Source organism: Undibacterium sp. CCC3.4 (assembly GCF_034347425.1).
In the GTDB taxonomy this organism is placed as follows: Bacteria; Pseudomonadota; Gammaproteobacteria; order Burkholderiales; family Burkholderiaceae_D; genus Undibacterium.
Genome location: NZ_CP133779.1, coordinates 3,338,289 through 3,356,032, shown reverse-complemented (window position 1 = coordinate 3,356,032; position 17,744 = coordinate 3,338,289). Strand labels below are relative to the sequence as shown.

Genomic DNA, 17,744 nt, shown 5'->3' with positions numbered 1-17,744 from the left:
ACCGATCGATTGCGCCCCTCCCTTACGTCAGTGCAGCTTGCGGTGCATGCGCCGCAAGCTGTACCACACCGTCAGGGCGATGACTGGTATCAGTACACCCGTCAGTAACTCCGGGTTGATGTTCAGACCGAGCGCCTTCAAGCCTTTTCCGGTATACAAAAATAAGCCGGCCACATAATAGCTGATGGCGGCGACCGACAAACCCTCGACCGCTTGTTGCAAGCGCAATTGTTGGGCCGCGCGCGCATTCATGCTTTGTAAGATTTTACGATTTTGCTGCTCTTGCATGATGCCGACGCGCGTGCGCAATAAATCATTGGTATTCGCAATCCGCGCCGCCAGCGCTTCTTGGCGACGCACGATGGCTTCGCAGGTATGCATGGCCGGTGCCAAGCGCCGATCCATGAATTCGGCAATGGTCGGCAAGCCTTCGATGCGCGTTTCGCGCAATTCCAGGATGCGCGCTTTGACCAAGCTGAAGTAAGCTTTTGAGGCGGAAAAACGGTAACTGTTTTCCAGCGTCAACTGTTCCAAACGCGCAGCCAAATCGATAATACTGCGCAATACCGCCTGCTCGGCATCGGTATCGGCCAACTCAGCTGCCTCGCTACGTGTGAGCGTCGCCGTCAGTGCCACCAATTCGTTTTCTATCGCTGTCAGCACCGGCGCTGCCGACTGCGCCTGCGGCAAGCCCAGCAAGGCCATCATCCGGTAAGTTTCGATTTCCAGCAGACGTTGCACGGTACGGCCGGCTTGCTGTTCAAGAAAACCAAAATCTTTGAGGACAAAGCGACCGAAACCATCGGCTTGAATCAGAAAATCGGTCCACACTTCACCGCGCGCGATGAGCTCGCTGCCGACTGCCAAGCCACCCTCGAAATACTTGCGCAAGCCGGCCGGCTGCTCGCGACTATCGCCGGCAATCAGGGCCAGATGAGCGGCCACCATAACTTTGCCCTGCAAGCCGGCCAACCACCACTGTGGTATATGACGCAAAGGCAGCCTGGCGAATACCTCATCCAAGCCGGCCGTTACGTTGACTGCAGAATCGCTGACCAAAGCAGCGCTGGCCAGATGATTTTCCAGAAATGTGTAGGTAGCAAATTCGGTGTGGCACTCCCACTTTAGGCGAAAGCCGCCGAAGTCATGAAAAAAGTACTTGGCGTGCACGCCCGGAGCAGCCACCCCGAAGTGGCCGCAAAATTGCGCCAACAAAGACAGCTGGGTGGGTGCGGTATCATCACCGCTGTGTGCGTCACTCCGTGCGAACACGGCCAGATGGGTCAGGGTTTCCGCCCCGGCCAACTCCAAGGAAGGCCGCGAATGGACTTCGGCGGCTAAGGGAATGCGTAAGGGATGATTGATTGTCAGGGTATTAAAGGCCATGGGCAGTGTTCCAGCGTCGGTCAAGCAGGGTAAGTGACGTCGATGATGGTCAATTCATCGAGTCCGGAAGGGGTTTTCAGCATGACTGTATCGCCGATACGCGATTTCGTCAAAGCCCGCGCAACCGGAGAAATCCAACTGATTCTTCCAGCCAAGGGATCGAATTCATCGATCCCGACTATGGTAATGCACACTTCGGTGCCATGCTGGTTTTCATAGACGATGGTAGCGCCGAAAAAAATCTGGTCCGAGCCATGATGCACGCGCGGATCGACTACCTCAGCGAGATCGAGACGCTTGGTTAAAAAATGAATCCGCCGGTCGATCTCCCGCAAGCGCCGCTTGCCGTAGATGTAATCGCCGTTTTCCGAACGATCGCCATTCGAAGCAGCCCAGTGGACGATGTTGACCACTTCGGGGCGGTCGACATCGATCAAACGCAGAAATTCTTCCTTCATCTGCGCGTGGCCGGCCGGGGTCATGTAGTTTTTTGAGCCAGCCGGAATCGCCGGCGCACCGAAGTCTTCGTCGTCGTCCGCCGGGCTTGCTGTTGCCAATGCTTGCTTTATTTTTACCATCGTCTCAAGTCAGATCAAATTTATTGCTATCTTCTCACCATATACCGGCTATCCCTTATAAAATATGGACATATTTTATAAGGGATAGCAAAACGATACACGCCATTGTATGCGAGCTGCGGCTAAGGAAGTGCGGATTTAATCCGCGCTTCCCTAGGATAGTCAGCGATCCGCAGCGCTTGGCGTTTGCACCCGGCAGACTCATACAGAAATGGAATTGTGCATGGCTGATTACACGCCGATCAAATTATTCGTTGTCGACGATTATGCCATCGTCCGGGAAGGCATCAAGAGCATCATCGCCACCAGCGGTGACATCGGCTTGGCCGGCGAAGCCAGCGGCGGCTTGGAAGCAATTCGTTTGTCGCGCCAGCTCGATTATCAAGTCATGCTGCTCGACATCGCTCTGGGCGATAAAAACGGTTTGGAAGTACTTAAACAGATCAAGACTGAGAAACCGACGGCTAATATTCTGATGTTTTCGGTATATCGCGAAGACCAATACGCGATACGCGCCCTCAAGGCCGGCGCATCCGGCTATATCAACAAGCAAAGCAGCACCGGCGACATCCTGACAGCGATCCGCCAGGTCGCCGGCGGCCTGAAATACATCAGCGCGCAACTGGCGCAAGACTTGGCCAACAACCTCAACCAAGAACATGAAGATGCCTTGCACAAAACCTTGTCGGACCGCGAATTCCAAACCTTGACCATGATTGCCTCCGGTCGCTCGGTCAGCGACATTGCCAAAGAATTATCTTTGTCGGTAAAAACCATCAGTGAATACCGTTCCAGGATATTACTGAAGATGAAATTACGGCACAATGCAGAAATTACGCACTATGCAATCAAGAATCAATTGGTGGATTAATCCTTTTTTTGCGAACTGACACCCATGTCCAATACAACAAATAATTCGCAATTCAAAAGCCCCACCGACATCGCCCGCGAAACCTTTCGCCAGTTGGCCATACAACGTATCGCACCGACCCCGGACGCCTACAGTAAGCTCTATCATGACATCGCCGGTCTGCCGCTCGAAGTCGCCGCTACCATTCCAGCTGCCGCGGCCGCGCCATCGGCAGCAGAAAATCTGCTGACCAGTTTCGCCGCCAGCTTGCAAAACTCGGGCAGCGAACTCGAAACCTATGGCCATCGCTTCAGCCGCGCCGCCAAAACCGGTAACTGGGATGATTACAGCAAGGGTCTGCGACAGCTGAGCGAACGCATCAGCGCGCCCCCTGCTGCTGCGTTCGCTCTCAGTAGTACAGCACTTGCCAGTAGCGCGACGCCACCACTGAACACGATTTCCTTGGTCGATGAAGCGGTCGACCCCTGCCGCAAGTTGCTGCAAGATTTACTCTATCGTACCCTGACGCTGGCACTGTTCTCACTGCTCAAACCCACCCCCAGCTTGGCCAGCGAAGCGGAAGCGCTGGGCGTGGAAGTGAAGCAGGCCGAGACTGAAGGCGCACTCAACCAAGTCGCAGTCCGCTTGAAGCATTTATGCTTTCAAATTGAACTGCAAAGCGGCGACAGCGCAGAACAACAAGAATTACTGCTACGCCTGTTCGATCTCTTGCTCACCAATATTCATGATTTGCTCGACAATGACAACTGGCTGCGTGGTCAAATCGACGTGGTGCGGCATCTGATCGCCGGACCGATCGACCATCGCGCGCTACAGGACGCCACGCGCAGCCTGAAAGAAGTGATTTATAAGCAAGCGACTCTGAAGACCAGTATCGCTGCCTCCAAAACGTCGGTCAAGAACATGATGACGGCGTTTATCGACCGTCTCGATGCGATGGTCGTGAGCACCGATGTCTATCAACATAAGATGGATGACTACGCAGTCGAAATCGGCAGCGCCACCAATGCTGGCCAAGTCGCTGGCATCATCAGCAATATTCTCAATGAGACCCGGACGGTACGCAGTGAAACGATCCGTTCACGCGACATCATCGTGGCAGCGCAAAAAGAAGTCACGGATGCGGAAGAGAAGATCAAGAATTTGGAGAGCAAGCTCGCGCACATGAGTGAACTGGTACGCGAAGATCAACTGACCGGCAGCCTGAACCGGCGCGGTATGGATGATATTTATGAGCGCGAAGCCGATCGCGCCGATCGGCGCGGCACGCCGCTGTGCGTGGCCATGCTCGATCTCGATAACTTCAAAAAGCTCAATGACCAACACGGCCATGCGGCCGGCGATGAGGCTCTGGTACATTTGGTCCGCATCGTCAAACAAACGCTGCGCTCGATCGATGTGATCGCGCGCTATGGTGGCGAAGAGTTTGTCATCATCATGCCGGAAACCGAAATCGACGAAGCCGCGCTGGCAATGACACGGGTACAGCGCGAATTGACGACGCATTTCTTCAGCACCGATGCACAGCGCTTGTTCATCACTTTTTCTGCCGGAGTAGCCTTGCGCGCAGCCGGCGAAACCCAGGAAGCGCTGATCAAACGAGCGGACAAAGCCATGTATGCGGCCAAAAGTGCCGGTAAAAATCGGGTGATGCAGGCGAGCTGATTCAGCGCCGGAAAATATCGGCCAAGATATCGCGTTCGTTGGGCTTGCACGTCAAGCCGCCATCCGCCGCTTGAAATACCAGGCAATTGCCGGGTGTGTCGTGATTAATCACGCTCACACCTTGGGCGATCACGCTGCCGGGTTTCACATCGCAACGACCGATGATGGCGGTATTCGGATACATCACCACACCCCGGCCCAGTACCGGTGCCACCCCATGGTTTTTACCAACCGTGGAATTTTGATACAGCACCAGGTAATCGGCGTAGCTGGCTTTAGCCAGCACGATGCCGACGGTATGCCCGATGAAAAAGATGGACGGCAGTTCGACTTCATAAAAACAATCGATGCCGTTCAAGGCTTTATTCAGATAAAACAGCTTGGTGCAGACAATTTTCTCTGCACGATTACGCCAGATGGTATTGGAGAGGAAATACAGAAACATCGCATACTGGGTTGAATGCAGATAGTCGAATTGATTTTCCGGCCACAAGCGCACCGCATTAATACAACTATGCAGGCGTTCCAAGGCTTGATCGAGGTCGGCCTCTAACAGTGCCGGCAAGTTTTCCTGTTCATCTGGAAAGAATGCATGCAATTGACGCAGCACATACTGCAATAAGCCAGCCCTACCCAAGCTCAATACCTTCATGCGCTCGCCTCATAAATCATATAGACCAAGCTTGGTTCGACCTCACTCAGGCTCGGGTCTTCATGCCAGGCTATGCCATCAGCAACGAACTCTTTGCGCAAACAAATACGTTTAGTTTCTTGAAACCCCACTTTGCGATAAAAATCCAGTGCGCTGTTATCTGAGCGCACGCGCACAGCGATCGTCTGTATGCCCAATTGATCGCGCACCCATGCCAAGCTGGTTTGCAGCGCCAGCTTCATCAAGCCCGGTGGCGAGTCGCCGCCGCTGACGATGGCATCGGCTTCGCCATAGCCGCTGGCCCAATCGATGAAAGCGATACCGACATGACCCAGCCTTGTACCATGCAAATCTTCCAGCATGAACAGGATTTTGCTATCATTGTCATGCACATACTCAGTCAACCAATCGGCCGTGCGTTCCGGGTGCGCGTGAAATTCCGTCAAAAATGAGGTGACGTATTTGTTGCGCCACTCGCTGAGCAATTGCAGGTCGATGGGGTCGAGCTGGCCCGCTGCCGTCGGAATCACCCTTAAATAGCCGCTCACCGGCCGGCCCACAGGAATGGCCAGTCCGACTCGGCCGGAACCGGCGGCGCGCTTCAGCGCTTGTAATAGAGTCTTTCCATTTGCAAGGGTACCGGACATGCTTAAGCCCTTTCAAAAAAGCGATGAATTTGACGAGCCACTTCCTCTACCGTCGCCATCGCCATTTTGGAATGCAAGGGCAAGGATAAAATTTCCGCACCGACTGCATCCGTTACCGACAAGTCACCGGCTTTGCAATTCTTCCAGAGCGAAAACAGATGGCCTGGCTGCCAATGGATACCGGTGTCGACGCCGTTTTCTTTAAGAAACGCACGTAAATCATCGCGTTGTTGTTGCGGTACCCGGATGTAATACAGAAAAGGATTGACCTCGGCAAAATCAGTTTTCGGTACGCGAACCAGCGGCAAATCGGCCAATAGCTGATTGTAGTGGCGCGAAGCATCGCGACGAGATTGCGTGATCACATCCAATTTACTCAATTGTGCCAGTCCTATGGCAGCATGCATATTGAGCATGTGATAACGGAAACCGACCCGTTCCACATCAAAAGTCCAGGCTCTTTGGTTTTGATACATGACCGAGGAAGGCTGCTGCATGCCTAACAGCCGCAATTCGTGGACATACGCCAGTTCTTCTTTGGTTCTGACGATAATGGTTCCGCCATCGAGACAAGTGATGGTTTTCACCGGATCATGACTGAACACACAGATATCAGAAAAACTGCCTACCGGCTTGCCTTTATACGAGGAGCCGAAGGAATGGGCGGCATCATGAATGACGCGTAACTGATGTTTTTCGGCGAAGGCAGCAATCGCATCATGATTCGAAATAATGCAATCGTAATCCATGACGATAATGACCTTGGTCTTAGGCGTAATTAACTGTTCCGCCTTGACTAAATCAAGTTCCAGCGTGTTGTCATCACAATCGCAAAAAACTAGCTCAGCCTGCACCCAGCCTACTGCCTGAAAATCAGCCGAACAATTAAATGAAGCAACGATGACTTCGTCGCCTTTTTCCACGCCGGCAATCAGCAAAGCAATATGCAAAGCCGCCGTACCGGTACTGACTGCGGCAACATAGCGATCCTCAGTCTGTATAATTTTTTGCACTTGCTGCTCAAATTCGGCCACATAGCTGCCCATGCCCAGCCAACCCATTTCGAGAGATTTTCTGCTGGCATCGATTTCTTCTTGCTCGATGAGCGGTTTAAAGACTGGTATCATTTTTCCATCCTTCACAGAGATTAGCTGAGCTTAAGTTGATGTATTGCCGGTATGGCGATAAAGAATTGTGCCGGAACTTGTAAAACAGTTTCTAATTCACGCATGATCTCGAGGTGTAAATTCCACGGCAAAATCATAATGACATCAGGACGATGGCGTTGCATATGCTCGACGCCAACTATCGGTATTCTGCTGCCAGGTAAGTATTTCCCCTGCTTGTGCGGATTGATATCAACCACATACGGCAGTAAATCGGCTTTCACTCCGGCGAAATTGAGCAGTGTATTGCCTTTGGCTGCAGCTCCATACGCGGCAATCTTCAAACCCTTGCGGCGGCAATCGAGTAAAAATTCGAGCAAGGCAAATTTGGCTGTTTCTGCCGCCGCTTGGGCATGGCGATAAAATGCCACGTCCAACATGCCTGCGGCCACTTCGCGCGCCAGCATCTGCCCAACCCCAGCCGTGATCGCGCGCGTTCCACTATCGCAGCGCTGCGCCAACACGCGCAAGCTGCCGCCATGGGTAGGCCATTCCTGCACATCGAAGACTTGCAAGCCCTGTGCGGCAAAAATTCGCTGCACCGCATGAAACGACAGATAGGAATAATGTTCGTGATACGCCGTATCAAACTGGTTTTGCTGCACCATATTCAATAAATGCGGGAATTCCACGCTGAGCACGCCGTGCGGCTTTAATAACTGTGCAAATGCTGCAACAAAGTCATTGATATCCGGCACATGGGCCAAGACATTGTTGGCCACCAGTAAATCGACTGCCCGCCCCTGCTCCAGCAATTCCTGCGCCAATGCCGAGCCAAAAAATTGCTCGTAAATAGTCAAGCCCTTGGCGCTGGCGGCACTCGCCGTGCTGTGCGTGGGTTCAACCCCATAACAAGGAATGCCGGCCGCTTTTACATATTGCAACAGGTAGCCATCATTGGCGGCGATTTCCGCCACCATGCTGCCGCCATCGAGACCGAGTTGACTGATCATGTCGCTGACAAAACGCTGCGCATGGGCCAGCCAGCCCGAGGAGCAAGAACTGAAATAGGCATAATCGGCATCGAACAGATTTTCTCTACCGGTGAAATCTTCTGTTTGCGCCAACCAACACGAGGTGCAAATCATGATTTTCAAGGGCAACCAGGTTTCCGCGCGCGGCAAATCACTCTCACGCAGATAAGCGTTCGATGGCGGCGCGCTGCCGAGGTCGAGAAAAACCTGTTCGAGTGGCGCGGCGCAATGGCGGCATTTCATAATTGAATTCCTGAAAAAGTCGTATCAATAAAAGCACTATGACGGTCGCGCTCAGAGTGTTGCGTCACCGGCAAAGGCCAAGTGATCGCCAGCGCCGGGTCGAACGCGTGCAGGCCGAATTCGCTCTCAGCAACATACTGATGGCTATGGCAGTACAGCATTTCCACCTCATCCGTGAGGGTTTGAAAGCCATGCGCAAAACCGGCCGGTATCAAGTAAGAACAAGCTTGTTCCGCCACCAAATGCACGGCATGCCAGTGCAAAAATGTCGCTGAGCCAGCGCGTAAATCGACCGCCACATCCCACACTGCGCCACGCAAACAGGTAATCAATTTTGCTTCGCCGTGTGGCGGCAATTGCAAATGCAGACCGCGCACGCTGCCGCACTCACGCGTAAAAGTATGATTGACTTGGGCCAGCGGTGCCGACCAGCCGAACAGCGCCAATTCGTCTTGGCAAAACAAGCGTTGCAAGCTGCCGCGCACATCGCCGAGCACGCTTCTTTGTATCAGATGCAAGCCTTGCAAAGGTGTTTCTATCAGTTCAAACCTCGCTGTCATGGCTCAGGCCTTTCCTGTTGGCGCATTGGTGGCAGGTGCCAGATAAGCGGCCAGATCAGCCGCACACAAATCCTCGGCCGTTTGGCCAGCCGCGAAATCGCGATACCAATGCATGCTGCGGGTCACCGCTTGTTCCAAGCTCCAGCGCGGAATAATGCCTAATTCACGGCGCGCCTTGCCCGCGTCGAGTGCCAAGTAGCCGGCTTCATGCGGGCCACTCAACGCCTCGGCAAACTCGGTGCGGCCACTGCCATAGGCGTGCTGCGCCAGTTGTATCACCTGACGCACGCTGGCCGCCCCGTCCGGGCCGATATTCCAGGCTGTGGCGTAGGATGCTTGATGCGGTAAGCGTTCGGCCAAACATAAATACGCCGACAGCGGTTCGAGCACATGCTGCCATGGGCGCACGGCATCAGGGCGACGAATCTGCAAACAATCACCTTGCTGCCAGGCGCGGATTGCATCGGGTAATAAGCGATCAGCCGACCAATCGCCGCCGCCGATGACATTCCCCGCACGGGCGACTGCCAGCGGCACGCCCATGGCATCAAAAAATGCCGCACGATAGCTGGCGATCAGCAATTCTGACGCGGCCTTGCTGGCACTGTAAGGATCATGGCCGCCAAGTTCTGCATTTTCCGCGTAAGGCTGTGGCGATTCGAGATTTTTATAGACTTTATCCGTGGTGATACACAGCACGGCCTCGAGCGAACTGAGCGTGCGCAAGGCTTCGAGCAGGTGCGCCGTCCCCATCACATTGGTGTGGTAAGTCGCAATCGGATCAGCATAGGCGGCGCGCACCAAGGCTTGCGCCGCGAGGTGGAACACGGTTTGCGGCGCGAACGCTTGCACCGCTGGTTTCAGCGCTGCGGCGTCGCGGATATCGATCACACGGCTGTGCATCTGCTCAGCCAGCCCTAAGGCCTGAAATAAATTCGGCTTTGTGGCGGGCGCTAAGGCGATACCGAGCACCTCGGCACCCATACTGTGTAACCAGAACGCCAACCATGCGCCTTTGAAACCGGTATGACCTGTCAACAAGACACGCCGACCACGCCAGTACGCCGGATCAGGCTGAGGCGACGGTAAAGTTACCAAATTTTCCATGGCGCTTTCCCGGAAGCCCACAATTCTTCGAGTAGATTTTTTTCCCGCAAGGTATCCATCGGTTGCCAATAGCCACTGTGTTCGTAAGCCATTAACTGCTGTTGGGTGGCTAAGCGATTGAGCGGTTCCAATTCCCAACTCTGGCTATCATCATCGATCAAATCGAGTACCGAGGGTGACAACACAAAATAACCGCCATTGATCCAACCACCATCACCGCGCGGCTTTTCAGTAAATCCTGCCACCCTGTCAGCATCACGTTCGAGCGCACCATATCGCCCAGGCGGCAAAACGGCCGTGACCGTGGCGGCTTTTCCATGCTGTTTATGAAAGGCAATCGAGGCAGCGATATCGACGTTCGACACCCCATCGCCATAGGTAAAGCAAAACGCTTCTTCATTTTCTATATACCGCGCCACGCGCTTCAAACGGCCGCCCGTCATGGTGTCGTCGCCGGTATCGACCAGCGTCACCTTCCACGGTTCGGCATGCCGTTCATGTACTTCCATGCGGTTATTCTGCATATCAAAAGTGACATCGGACATGTGCAGGAAGTAATTGGCAAAATACTCCTTGATCACGTAACCCTTGTAACCGCAGCAAATCACGAATTCATTGACTCCATGGGCAGAATACGATTTCATGATATGCCAAAGAATAGGATAACCGCCGATTTCTATCATCGGCTTCGGGCGCAGCGAGGTTTCTTCGGAAATCCGGGTACCGAGACCGCCGGCCAGTATCACGGCTTTCATGCATTATCCTTTTGGCAATAGATTTGCCACATTTGGCGATAGGCTTTTTCGACCGAACGGGCAAAGCCAACTTCATCCATCAGTGGCGAGCCTTGTATTTCACGGCGCAAATTTTTCCTCAAATGTATCAAGGCTTCGGTGTCGTGCGCCAAGGTCAAGACCTTTTCGGCATACTCCATTTCGGTTTCGGCGATCCATTCGCGATGACCGGCTGCAGCCAGCACACTCGAACCGATACGACCGACGGTAGGCCGATTCGCCAAACTCACGAAAGGCACCCCCATATACAGCGATTCGATCAAGGTGGTGCCGGAATTATGTGGAAAGCAATCCAAACTGATGTCGATCTTACTCAGAGGTATCCGCGACGGACTGTCATAACCGACCTCAAGACGATCGCGCGCAATACCGAGATCGACAAAGCGCTGGGCCATGGCATCTTGATTCGGCTTATCTTTGAAGTCACCGCTGTTGATCACCAAGCGCGAATTCGGCATGGCATCAAGGATCGCCGCCCACACGGCAATGAGCTTATGGTTGATGCGATTAGCACGCGACAGACTGCCGAAGGTAATGATGCCGTCTTGTAAAAATGGCGAATCGGTCGCGAATTCTTCTTGAAAATCCGGTCGATAGGCGAACGCGGGGCCATCGAGTCGCCATAATTTTTCTGAAAACAGATGGTCACAATCATCGGTGACGCCTTGGCTGTCGGTTAAATAGTAATCGACGGCAGTCAGACCGGTGGTATAGCCGAAATCGAGCCAATGTAAGGAGACGGGTGCCGGCTTGCGCGCAAAAACACCGAGCCGGTTATCGGTGGAATGGCCGGAAATATCGATCAAGATATCGATGCCATCGCTCTTAATCAGCTCAACGATGGCTTCATCGCTCATGCCACGGGTGTCGCGCCAATGATCGACACTGGCCTGGTAGCGTTCGGTAACATGATCTTCGTAAGGCGGGTCGGAATAGGCAAACACTTCCACTACGGCGCTGTCATGCTGTTCGAGCAAAGGTAAAAGGAAGTAACGGCAAACTTGATTACAAAATGCCTGAGACAGATAGCCGACTTTCAAGCGCTTGCCTGGGTTTTTCTCATTATTCAATACCGTCCATGCGGAGCGGAACGGTACCCCGAAGCGTATTTCAAAATCTTGATAGGCGCTGTATATCACTTCAGCAGATAGATCGGCATGACAATTCAAGGTAAACAATAGTGAGCTGAATACTTTGCGCGCAAAATCCGATTGCGGATCTTTTTCCAGCTTCAAAGCCTGCATATACGCTTCAATCGCCGCATCCAATTGATGCGCTTTTTGCAATGTATTGCCGTAGGCAGACCATAATTCCGCATCGTCTTTGCTATGGGTAAACGCCACTTGCGCCAAATCCAAGGCGGCACCGACCTGACCGACGCGAGCAAAGGTATTAATCAGGGCCGCATAAGGCTTGATGTAAGCCGGATTAAGCTCTATCGAGCGCAGATGATGGGTAGTTGCTTCTTCGAAGCGCTGCAGATCAACATACACCCCTGCCAAATTGCTGTGAATATAATAACTGTTCGAATCGATCGCGATCGCGCGCAGGTAACTGTATATCGCCTCTTGTTTACGCTCTACCCCATTGAGCGCATTGCCCAGATTATTATGCGCATTCGCCAATGAGGGTTCATACAACACAGCACGTTCAAGGTAGGGAATGGCGGCGGCAAACTTGTGCAGACCATTTAAGGCGGCACCGGCGTTGTTGCACATCCGGGCATTAGTTGGCAGCAACACCAAGGATTTCTCGGCAGCGGCCAAGGCGACCTGGAATTTCTCCTGCTGTATAAAAGAGATCGCCAGGTAATCCCAGGCATAGGCATCTTTGGGGCACTGTGCGCTCAACCACAGACTGCCCTGCTCCATGAGCTCGAATTGAAGAGTGCTCAAGCAGACATCAAGAAAATCATAAAATTCGCGCGCATCTTGGCTGCGTATCTGTACACTCGACATGGCGCTGCGCAAATAGGTAAAGGCCAAACTACAATCCTGCCGCTTCAAGGCGATTTTCGCCAATAAGTAATTGGCTTCGGCATGCAGCGGGAATTTCCCGATCAGTTGCCGACAGGCCAATTCAGCCTCAGGCAAGGCATTGGCCTTGAATAATTTTTTCGCTTCGCCGATGCTGGCCAGCTTCAATTTTCCTGCTTTCATCATTTCCTCAAGGAAAAAGTACGTGTTTCTTGATTTTGCTCTTTTTGCTCTTATACCTTGCTTCACTCACACTCGCAGTTTATCGGGCAAACGCCAGTTTCATCCGCCGATCAGAGGGTGGAAACGTGCTCAGCTTAGCTTAAAGAATGTCTAGCAAGCACTATTGCGTGGCGATTCCCAGTAATTTCTGAGGAAATGTTTCCTTTTAACACTACCCGCCGATCTTCACTGGCTTGCCAGAGACTAATTTATTAAATTAAAGACAATCATTTTCTTCGAAAAAAGCCTATCTATTACTGCAATTAAAAGAAAATTAGCCCTAAAGAATTTAAAAAACCTGCCGTTGAGCGGAAGCTTTATTAAAACTTGAGTCAAAAATAAATTATTTATTTACAGCAATAAGTTAAACATTTGACGAACCCGTCCGTTACCAATTTCAACGGCGGTCGTGAAGCAACAGGAAATAAGACCAAAGTTCAGACGGACTAGCCAATCGGCATAACTTAGGTAAGGAGAATCACCATGGCCTCATATATCAATACCAACATCGCTTCGATGACTGCGCAGAATAATCTGACTAAATCGCAATCATCGTTAGCCACAGCCATGCAACGCCTGTCTTCCGGCTTGCGTATCAACAGCGCCAAAGATGACGCTGCTGGTTTGGCGATCTCACAACGTATGACTTCGCAACTGAATGGCCAGAATCAAGCGGCCCGTAATGCGAACGACGGTATCTCTTTAGCGCAAACCGCTGAGGGCGATTTGTCGCAAATCTCTACTAACTTGCAACGTATTCGTGACTTGGCCGTGCAAGCATCCAATGGTACCAACAGTGCTTCCGATCGCGCCGCTCTCAATAATGAATCGCATCAGTTGATCTCTGAGATCAACCGCGTTGCCAGCACATCGAACTTCAATGGCGTGAACTTGCTTGACGGCAGCTTCTCCAACCAATCGTTCCAAGTCGGTGCCAATGGCTCTGCCAATGATCAAATCACCATCGGTGCGATTTCCAGCGCCAAATCGAGCTCGCTCGGCGTCGGTTCGACTTCCGGTTACTCGTCTACCGTGTCCGGCAGCAGCTCCACCAACAATGCAATCGGTGCCGGTGATCTGGTCATCAATGGTGCCAATATCGGTGCCAGCTCGGCCGACGGCGTATCATATAAAGATGCTGCCGCCAGTGCGATCGCCAAAGCAGCGGCCATCAATGCTTCGACCGGTACAACTGGTGTCGTGGCTACGGCACAAGCGACCACCATCAGCGGTACCGCAGCGACCACAAAAACAGCGATCGCCGCTGGCGACATCAAGATCAATGGCGTCGATATCGGTGCAATTTCTTCCGGCTCCAGCGTCGTTTCACGCGGTTCGCAAGTCAGCGCAGCGATCAATGCAAAAACTTCGCAAACTGGTGTTACAGCAACTTTCGACACGACCACGGGTGCCGTTTCCTTGGCCGCGTCCGATGGTCGCAATATCACAGTTGAACGCGCAGCGACTGCCGGCGCACTCGACACCAATACTGGTTTGACTACCGATGGCGCTTCTGCTGCTGCTGCCTACACCTCAACCACAACTGGTCAAGTCAATTTGTCTTCGACTGCTGCCGCTGGTATCGTCATTGATAACGGTTCCGGTGCAGCCGTAACTGGTACAGCAGCCGTTGCCGGTAGTGGTGGTGGCGTCAGCTCCGGTGGTATCAAAATCAATGGCGTCGATATCGGTGCAGTTTCCTCTGCTTCGACCTCGCAAGTCGCTGGTCAAAACATTGCCGACGCAGTCAATGCCGTAGCGAGCAAATCTGGTGTAACTGCCAGCGCCGACTCAGCCGGCCTGGTCACTTTGAAATCGACCACCGGTGCTGCATTCACAACCGTCATTACTGGCGCTGCCGCAACGGCCTCAGGCTTGACCGCCGGTACGACCAGCGCAGGTGCCGGTACCGGTGCCACAGCCGCCGGTATCGCAACGGGTAAAGCAACACAAACCACGACAGCCGGTGCCGGGGTCTCTTCACTCGACCTGACCACGGCAGCCGGTGCAACGTCCGCTTTGGCAACAATCGATGCAGCGATTCAATCGGTGAATACCTCGCGCGCTTCGCTCGGTGCTTACCAAAATCGTTTCACTTCGGCTGTTACCAGCCTGCAAACTTCGCAAGAGAATTTGGCTTCTTCCCGTAGCCGTATTCAAGATGCTGACTTTGCATCGGAAACTGCCAACATGACACGTGCCCAAGTATTGCAACAAGCTGGTACGGCAATCTTGGCGCAAGCTAACTCGGCACCAAGTGGTGTTCTTGCTCTGCTGCGTTAATTCTTGATTAACGTCTTGACGTAGCCTATTCCCCCGTTCAAGTTTTGAACGGGGGAATCTAATTTGAAGGAAATGATCATGGACATACTCGCGACTGGCAGCAGCCTTCCCTCGGGACAATTGATCAGCAGTAAAAATATCGATAAAGAAACCGCGCCCCCAGCGGCGGCGACTTTCACTACAGCCAACACCAGCGCCAGCGCAAGTAACACCGTCGCGCCTGCCGCCGAGAAAAAAACCGACCCGGCCCAGCTCAAGCAAGCCGTCAAAGAAATCAATCAAGCATTGCAAAGTCATAATCAAGAGGTGCGTTTTTCCATCGATGCCGACAGCAAGCGCGTGATTGTCAAAGTGGTCGATGAAAAAACTAATCAAGTGCTGCGGCAAATGCCGAGTCAAGAAGCGCTTGAAATTTCCAAATCTTTGGATAAATTACAGGGTTTACTGATCAAGCAACAGGCGTAATTGCGCCCAGGCGCTAATATAGAGGGCAAATACCCCTCTGACGAAGCAATTGAATCGTGCAGTGGTTTGATACAGTATCGCTTAACAAAGGAGAATTATTGTGGCAATACAATCCACCGGCATCGGTTCTGGCCTCGACGTCACTGGCATCGTCAGCAAGCTCATGCAGCTCGAAAGCGCACCGCTGACGACGATACAAAAAAAACAGACCAGCTACAATGCCGACTTGACCGCTTACGGTACGCTCAGCAGTGCGGTCAGCTCGTTTCAGAGTTCGCTCACGGCCCTGGCTAATTCCTCCACGTTTAAAAACCTGACGGCTACTTCGGGCGACTCCAGCGTTGCCTCGGCCACCACTACCAGCGTTGCCTCAGCCGGCAGCTACAGCCTGGCCGTCACACAGCTAGCGCAAGCACAATCGATTTCCAGTGCCGGTCAGGTGTCCTCGTCGAATGCGATAGGCAGCGGCACCAGCACCACCATCAGCTTTCAATTTGGGGCGATTACCGGCGGCACGGCAACCGGCGGCGTATATACCGGCTCGACGTTTACTCAAGATGCCAGCAATGCCACCGGCACGATTACCATAGATAGCACGAATAATTCTTTGCAAGGCATACGCGACGCCATCAATACGGCCGCCTTGGGCGTGTCCGCCTCGATCGTCGGTGATGGCAGTGCCACACCGTATCACTTGGTACTGGCCTCTTCGACCACGGGTGCCAACTCGAGCATGAAGATCAGCGCTTCCAGTACTGGCGACGCGGCCGTGCAAGCCTTATTCAATTATGATCCGGGCAGCACCCAGAATTTCACCGAAATCACCTCGGCCCAGAGTGCCAAGCTGACCATCAATGGCATCGCCATCACCAGCGCGACCAACAGCGTGAGCAGTTCGGTGCAAGGGATGAGTTTCAATGTCGCAAAAGTCGGCAGCACCACCATTACTGTGGCGGCCAATAAAACCGCGGTGCAATCGGGGATTACCGCGATGATCACCGCGTATAACAACCTCACTACGGTCATCGGCCAACTCACCTCCTACAATGCCACCACCAAGACCGGCGGCGCGCTGCTGGGTGACCCGACTACCCGCACCATACAAAACCAGTTGCGTACCACTCTGGGTACGGCGGTCAATGGTACCGGCGGCGGCTTTACCAGCTTGGCGCAGATTGGTATCACGTTTCAAAAAGATGGCACGCTGGCAGCCGACTCGACCAAGCTGACGACGGCACTCAATAGTAATTTCGGCGATATCGGTGGTTTATTCGCCTCCATGGGTAAGTCGAACGATAGCCTGAGCACTCTGGTCGGCTCGAGCTCGGCCACCCAGGCTGGCAATTATGCGGTTAATATCACGCAGATTGCCACTCAGGGGCTGATGGTTGGCAACACCAATCTCAACAGCGCCTCGACCACGATTGCTGCCGGTACCACGATCGGCGTAACGCTCGATGGTGTGACGGCCAACGTCAGCTTACCGGCCGGCAGTTACAACGCCACCCAGTTCGCGACAATGCTGCAATCTTCGATTAATGGCAGCTCCGGTTTTTCCAGCGGTGGCTTATCGGTCGTGGCCTCGATCGACACCAATGGCTTTCTTAATTTGCAATCGGCCAGCTTTGGCAGCACCTCGAGTATCAACTTGGCCAATAGCAGCGGCACCTTGATTTCGGCCTTCAGCGGCACGGTTTCCGGCGGCACCAACGGCAAAAATGTCGCCGGCTCTTTTAACGGCGTATCCGCCACCGGCAAGGGGCAAATTCTGACCGGATCGGGCGGTTCGGCTTCGGAAGGCTTGCAACTGCTGATCAATGGCGGATCAACTGGCAGCCGTGGTTCGGTGAATTTTTCTCAGGGTTACGCGTATCAACTCAATAACCTTACCAGCAGCATCTTGAGCTCGACCGGCACCATCGCCAGCGCCACCAAGGGCATTAACAGCTCACTCACGCAACTGACCACACAAACGACCAATCTCAATGCGCGCTTGGCATTGACGCAGGCACGTCTGATGGCGCAGTACAGCGCACTTGACACGATCATATCGAGTGCGCAGGCGACCACGAGCTTTTTGACACAGCAAATCGGCGTGTTGAACGGCACGACCAGCAAATAGACACAAATAGTCATGAACTTTATCACCCAGCAA

General features: G+C 53.2%; 15 protein-coding genes. 5 read left to right on the top strand and 10 right to left on the bottom strand.

Annotation, left to right across the window (positions count from 1 at the left end):
• Positions 1-27 precede the first annotated feature (27 nt).
• Together RHM61_RS15115 and greB are read right to left on the bottom strand one after the other, a co-directional pair.
• Positions 28-1,386 carry a DUF3422 domain-containing protein gene (locus tag RHM61_RS15115; protein WP_322248126.1) on the bottom strand — a complete coding sequence of 453 codons (1,359 nt, stop codon included), beginning with the start codon at positions 1,384-1,386 and terminating at the stop codon, positions 28-30.
• A gap of 20 nt (positions 1,387-1,406) precedes the next feature.
• The gene (gene greB / locus RHM61_RS15110) at positions 1,407-1,964 is read right to left on the bottom strand and encodes a transcription elongation factor GreB (protein WP_322248125.1); all 558 of its coding nucleotides are present in this window, start codon (positions 1,962-1,964) and stop codon (positions 1,407-1,409) included.
• 223 nt (positions 1,965-2,187) lie between these two features.
• Between greB and RHM61_RS15105 the strand changes: the two genes are divergently transcribed.
• Positions 2,188-2,835: a response regulator transcription factor gene (locus RHM61_RS15105; protein ID WP_322248124.1), complete on the top strand. Its 648-nt coding sequence runs from the start codon at positions 2,188-2,190 to the stop codon at positions 2,833-2,835.
• 24 nt (positions 2,836-2,859) lie between these two features.
• Complete coding sequence (locus RHM61_RS15100) at positions 2,860-4,500, top strand: GGDEF domain-containing protein (RefSeq protein WP_322248123.1); 1,641 nt, start codon at positions 2,860-2,862, stop codon at positions 4,498-4,500.
• 1 nt (position 4,501) lies between these two features.
• Here RHM61_RS15100 and RHM61_RS15095 read toward each other — a convergent pair whose 3' ends face one another.
• From RHM61_RS15095 to RHM61_RS15060, 8 genes are read right to left on the bottom strand one after another with little or no spacing between them, the layout of a single operon-like run.
• A complete protein-coding gene (locus RHM61_RS15095) occupies positions 4,502-5,152 on the bottom strand; it encodes a hypothetical protein (protein WP_322248122.1) in 651 nt (216 codons plus the stop codon).
• On the bottom strand, positions 5,149-5,799 hold the full coding sequence (locus tag RHM61_RS15090; protein WP_322248121.1) for a GNAT family protein: 651 nt from the start codon (positions 5,797-5,799) through the stop codon (positions 5,149-5,151). Before RHM61_RS15090 ends, RHM61_RS15095 begins: the two co-directional genes overlap by 4 nt.
• A 2-nt stretch (positions 5,800-5,801) precedes the next feature.
• Positions 5,802-6,926 carry a DegT/DnrJ/EryC1/StrS family aminotransferase gene (locus RHM61_RS15085; RefSeq protein WP_322248120.1) on the bottom strand — a complete coding sequence of 375 codons (1,125 nt, stop codon included), beginning with the start codon at positions 6,924-6,926 and terminating at the stop codon, positions 5,802-5,804.
• Positions 6,927-6,946: 20 nt separating this feature from the next.
• Entirely contained in the window at positions 6,947-8,182 is a 1,236-nt protein-coding gene (locus RHM61_RS15080; RefSeq protein WP_322248119.1) for a class I SAM-dependent methyltransferase, read from the bottom strand.
• On the bottom strand, positions 8,179-8,742 hold the full coding sequence (locus RHM61_RS15075; protein WP_322248118.1) for a dTDP-4-dehydrorhamnose 3,5-epimerase family protein: 564 nt from the start codon (positions 8,740-8,742) through the stop codon (positions 8,179-8,181). Before RHM61_RS15075 ends, RHM61_RS15080 begins: the two co-directional genes overlap by 4 nt.
• Positions 8,743-8,745: 3 nt before the next feature.
• Complete coding sequence (gene rfbG, locus RHM61_RS15070; RefSeq protein WP_322248117.1) at positions 8,746-9,849, bottom strand: CDP-glucose 4,6-dehydratase; 1,104 nt, start codon at positions 9,847-9,849, stop codon at positions 8,746-8,748.
• Positions 9,834-10,604 (bottom strand): glucose-1-phosphate cytidylyltransferase, encoded by a 771-nt coding sequence (gene rfbF / locus RHM61_RS15065; RefSeq protein WP_322248116.1) that lies wholly within the window; start codon positions 10,602-10,604, stop codon positions 9,834-9,836. Before rfbF ends, rfbG begins: the two co-directional genes overlap by 16 nt.
• A complete protein-coding gene (locus RHM61_RS15060; RefSeq protein WP_322248115.1) occupies positions 10,601-12,802 on the bottom strand; it encodes a tetratricopeptide repeat protein in 2,202 nt (733 codons plus the stop codon). Before RHM61_RS15060 ends, rfbF begins: the two co-directional genes overlap by 4 nt.
• Before the next feature lie 522 nt (positions 12,803-13,324).
• Here RHM61_RS15060 and RHM61_RS15055 point away from each other — a divergent pair.
• The 3 genes from RHM61_RS15055 (at position 13,325) to fliD (ending at position 17,711) form a co-directional block, all read left to right on the top strand.
• Positions 13,325-15,124: a flagellin gene (locus RHM61_RS15055; RefSeq protein WP_322248114.1), complete on the top strand. Its 1,800-nt coding sequence runs from the start codon at positions 13,325-13,327 to the stop codon at positions 15,122-15,124.
• Positions 15,125-15,202: 78 nt separating this feature from the next.
• Positions 15,203-15,589, top strand: coding sequence for a flagellar protein FlaG (locus RHM61_RS15050; RefSeq protein WP_322248113.1), 387 nt, complete (start codon positions 15,203-15,205; stop codon positions 15,587-15,589).
• A gap of 100 nt (positions 15,590-15,689) precedes the next feature.
• Positions 15,690-17,711 carry a flagellar filament capping protein FliD gene (gene fliD, locus RHM61_RS15045; RefSeq protein WP_322248112.1) on the top strand — a complete coding sequence of 674 codons (2,022 nt, stop codon included), beginning with the start codon at positions 15,690-15,692 and terminating at the stop codon, positions 17,709-17,711.
• The last annotated feature ends 33 nt before the right edge of the window (positions 17,712-17,744 follow it).

Excerpts from the sequence above, each read along its gene's own strand:
- RHM61_RS15050 (WP_322248113.1), top strand. The coding sequence starts at position 15,203 with ATGGACATACTCGCGACTGGCAGCAGCCTTCCCTCGGGACAATTGATC.
- RHM61_RS15100 (WP_322248123.1), top strand. The coding sequence starts at position 2,860 with ATGTCCAATACAACAAATAATTCGCAATTCAAAAGCCCCACCGACATC.
- RHM61_RS15115 (WP_322248126.1), bottom strand. The coding sequence starts at position 1,386 with ATGGCCTTTAATACCCTGACAATCAATCATCCCTTACGCATTCCCTTA.
- RHM61_RS15060 (WP_322248115.1), bottom strand. The coding sequence starts at position 12,802 with ATGAAAGCAGGAAAATTGAAGCTGGCCAGCATCGGCGAAGCGAAAAAA.
- greB (WP_322248125.1), bottom strand. The coding sequence starts at position 1,964 with ATGGTAAAAATAAAGCAAGCATTGGCAACAGCAAGCCCGGCGGACGAC.
- RHM61_RS15080 (WP_322248119.1), bottom strand. The coding sequence starts at position 8,182 with ATGAAATGCCGCCATTGCGCCGCGCCACTCGAACAGGTTTTTCTCGAC.
- RHM61_RS15090 (WP_322248121.1), bottom strand. The coding sequence starts at position 5,799 with ATGTCCGGTACCCTTGCAAATGGAAAGACTCTATTACAAGCGCTGAAG.
- RHM61_RS15095 (WP_322248122.1), bottom strand. The coding sequence starts at position 5,152 with ATGAAGGTATTGAGCTTGGGTAGGGCTGGCTTATTGCAGTATGTGCTG.
- rfbG (WP_322248117.1), bottom strand. The coding sequence starts at position 9,849 with ATGGAAAATTTGGTAACTTTACCGTCGCCTCAGCCTGATCCGGCGTAC.
- RHM61_RS15055 (WP_322248114.1), top strand. The coding sequence starts at position 13,325 with ATGGCCTCATATATCAATACCAACATCGCTTCGATGACTGCGCAGAAT.
- rfbF (WP_322248116.1), bottom strand. The coding sequence starts at position 10,604 with ATGAAAGCCGTGATACTGGCCGGCGGTCTCGGTACCCGGATTTCCGAA.
- RHM61_RS15085 (WP_322248120.1), bottom strand. The coding sequence starts at position 6,926 with ATGATACCAGTCTTTAAACCGCTCATCGAGCAAGAAGAAATCGATGCC.
- RHM61_RS15075 (WP_322248118.1), bottom strand. The coding sequence starts at position 8,742 with ATGACAGCGAGGTTTGAACTGATAGAAACACCTTTGCAAGGCTTGCAT.
- RHM61_RS15105 (WP_322248124.1), top strand. The coding sequence starts at position 2,188 with ATGGCTGATTACACGCCGATCAAATTATTCGTTGTCGACGATTATGCC.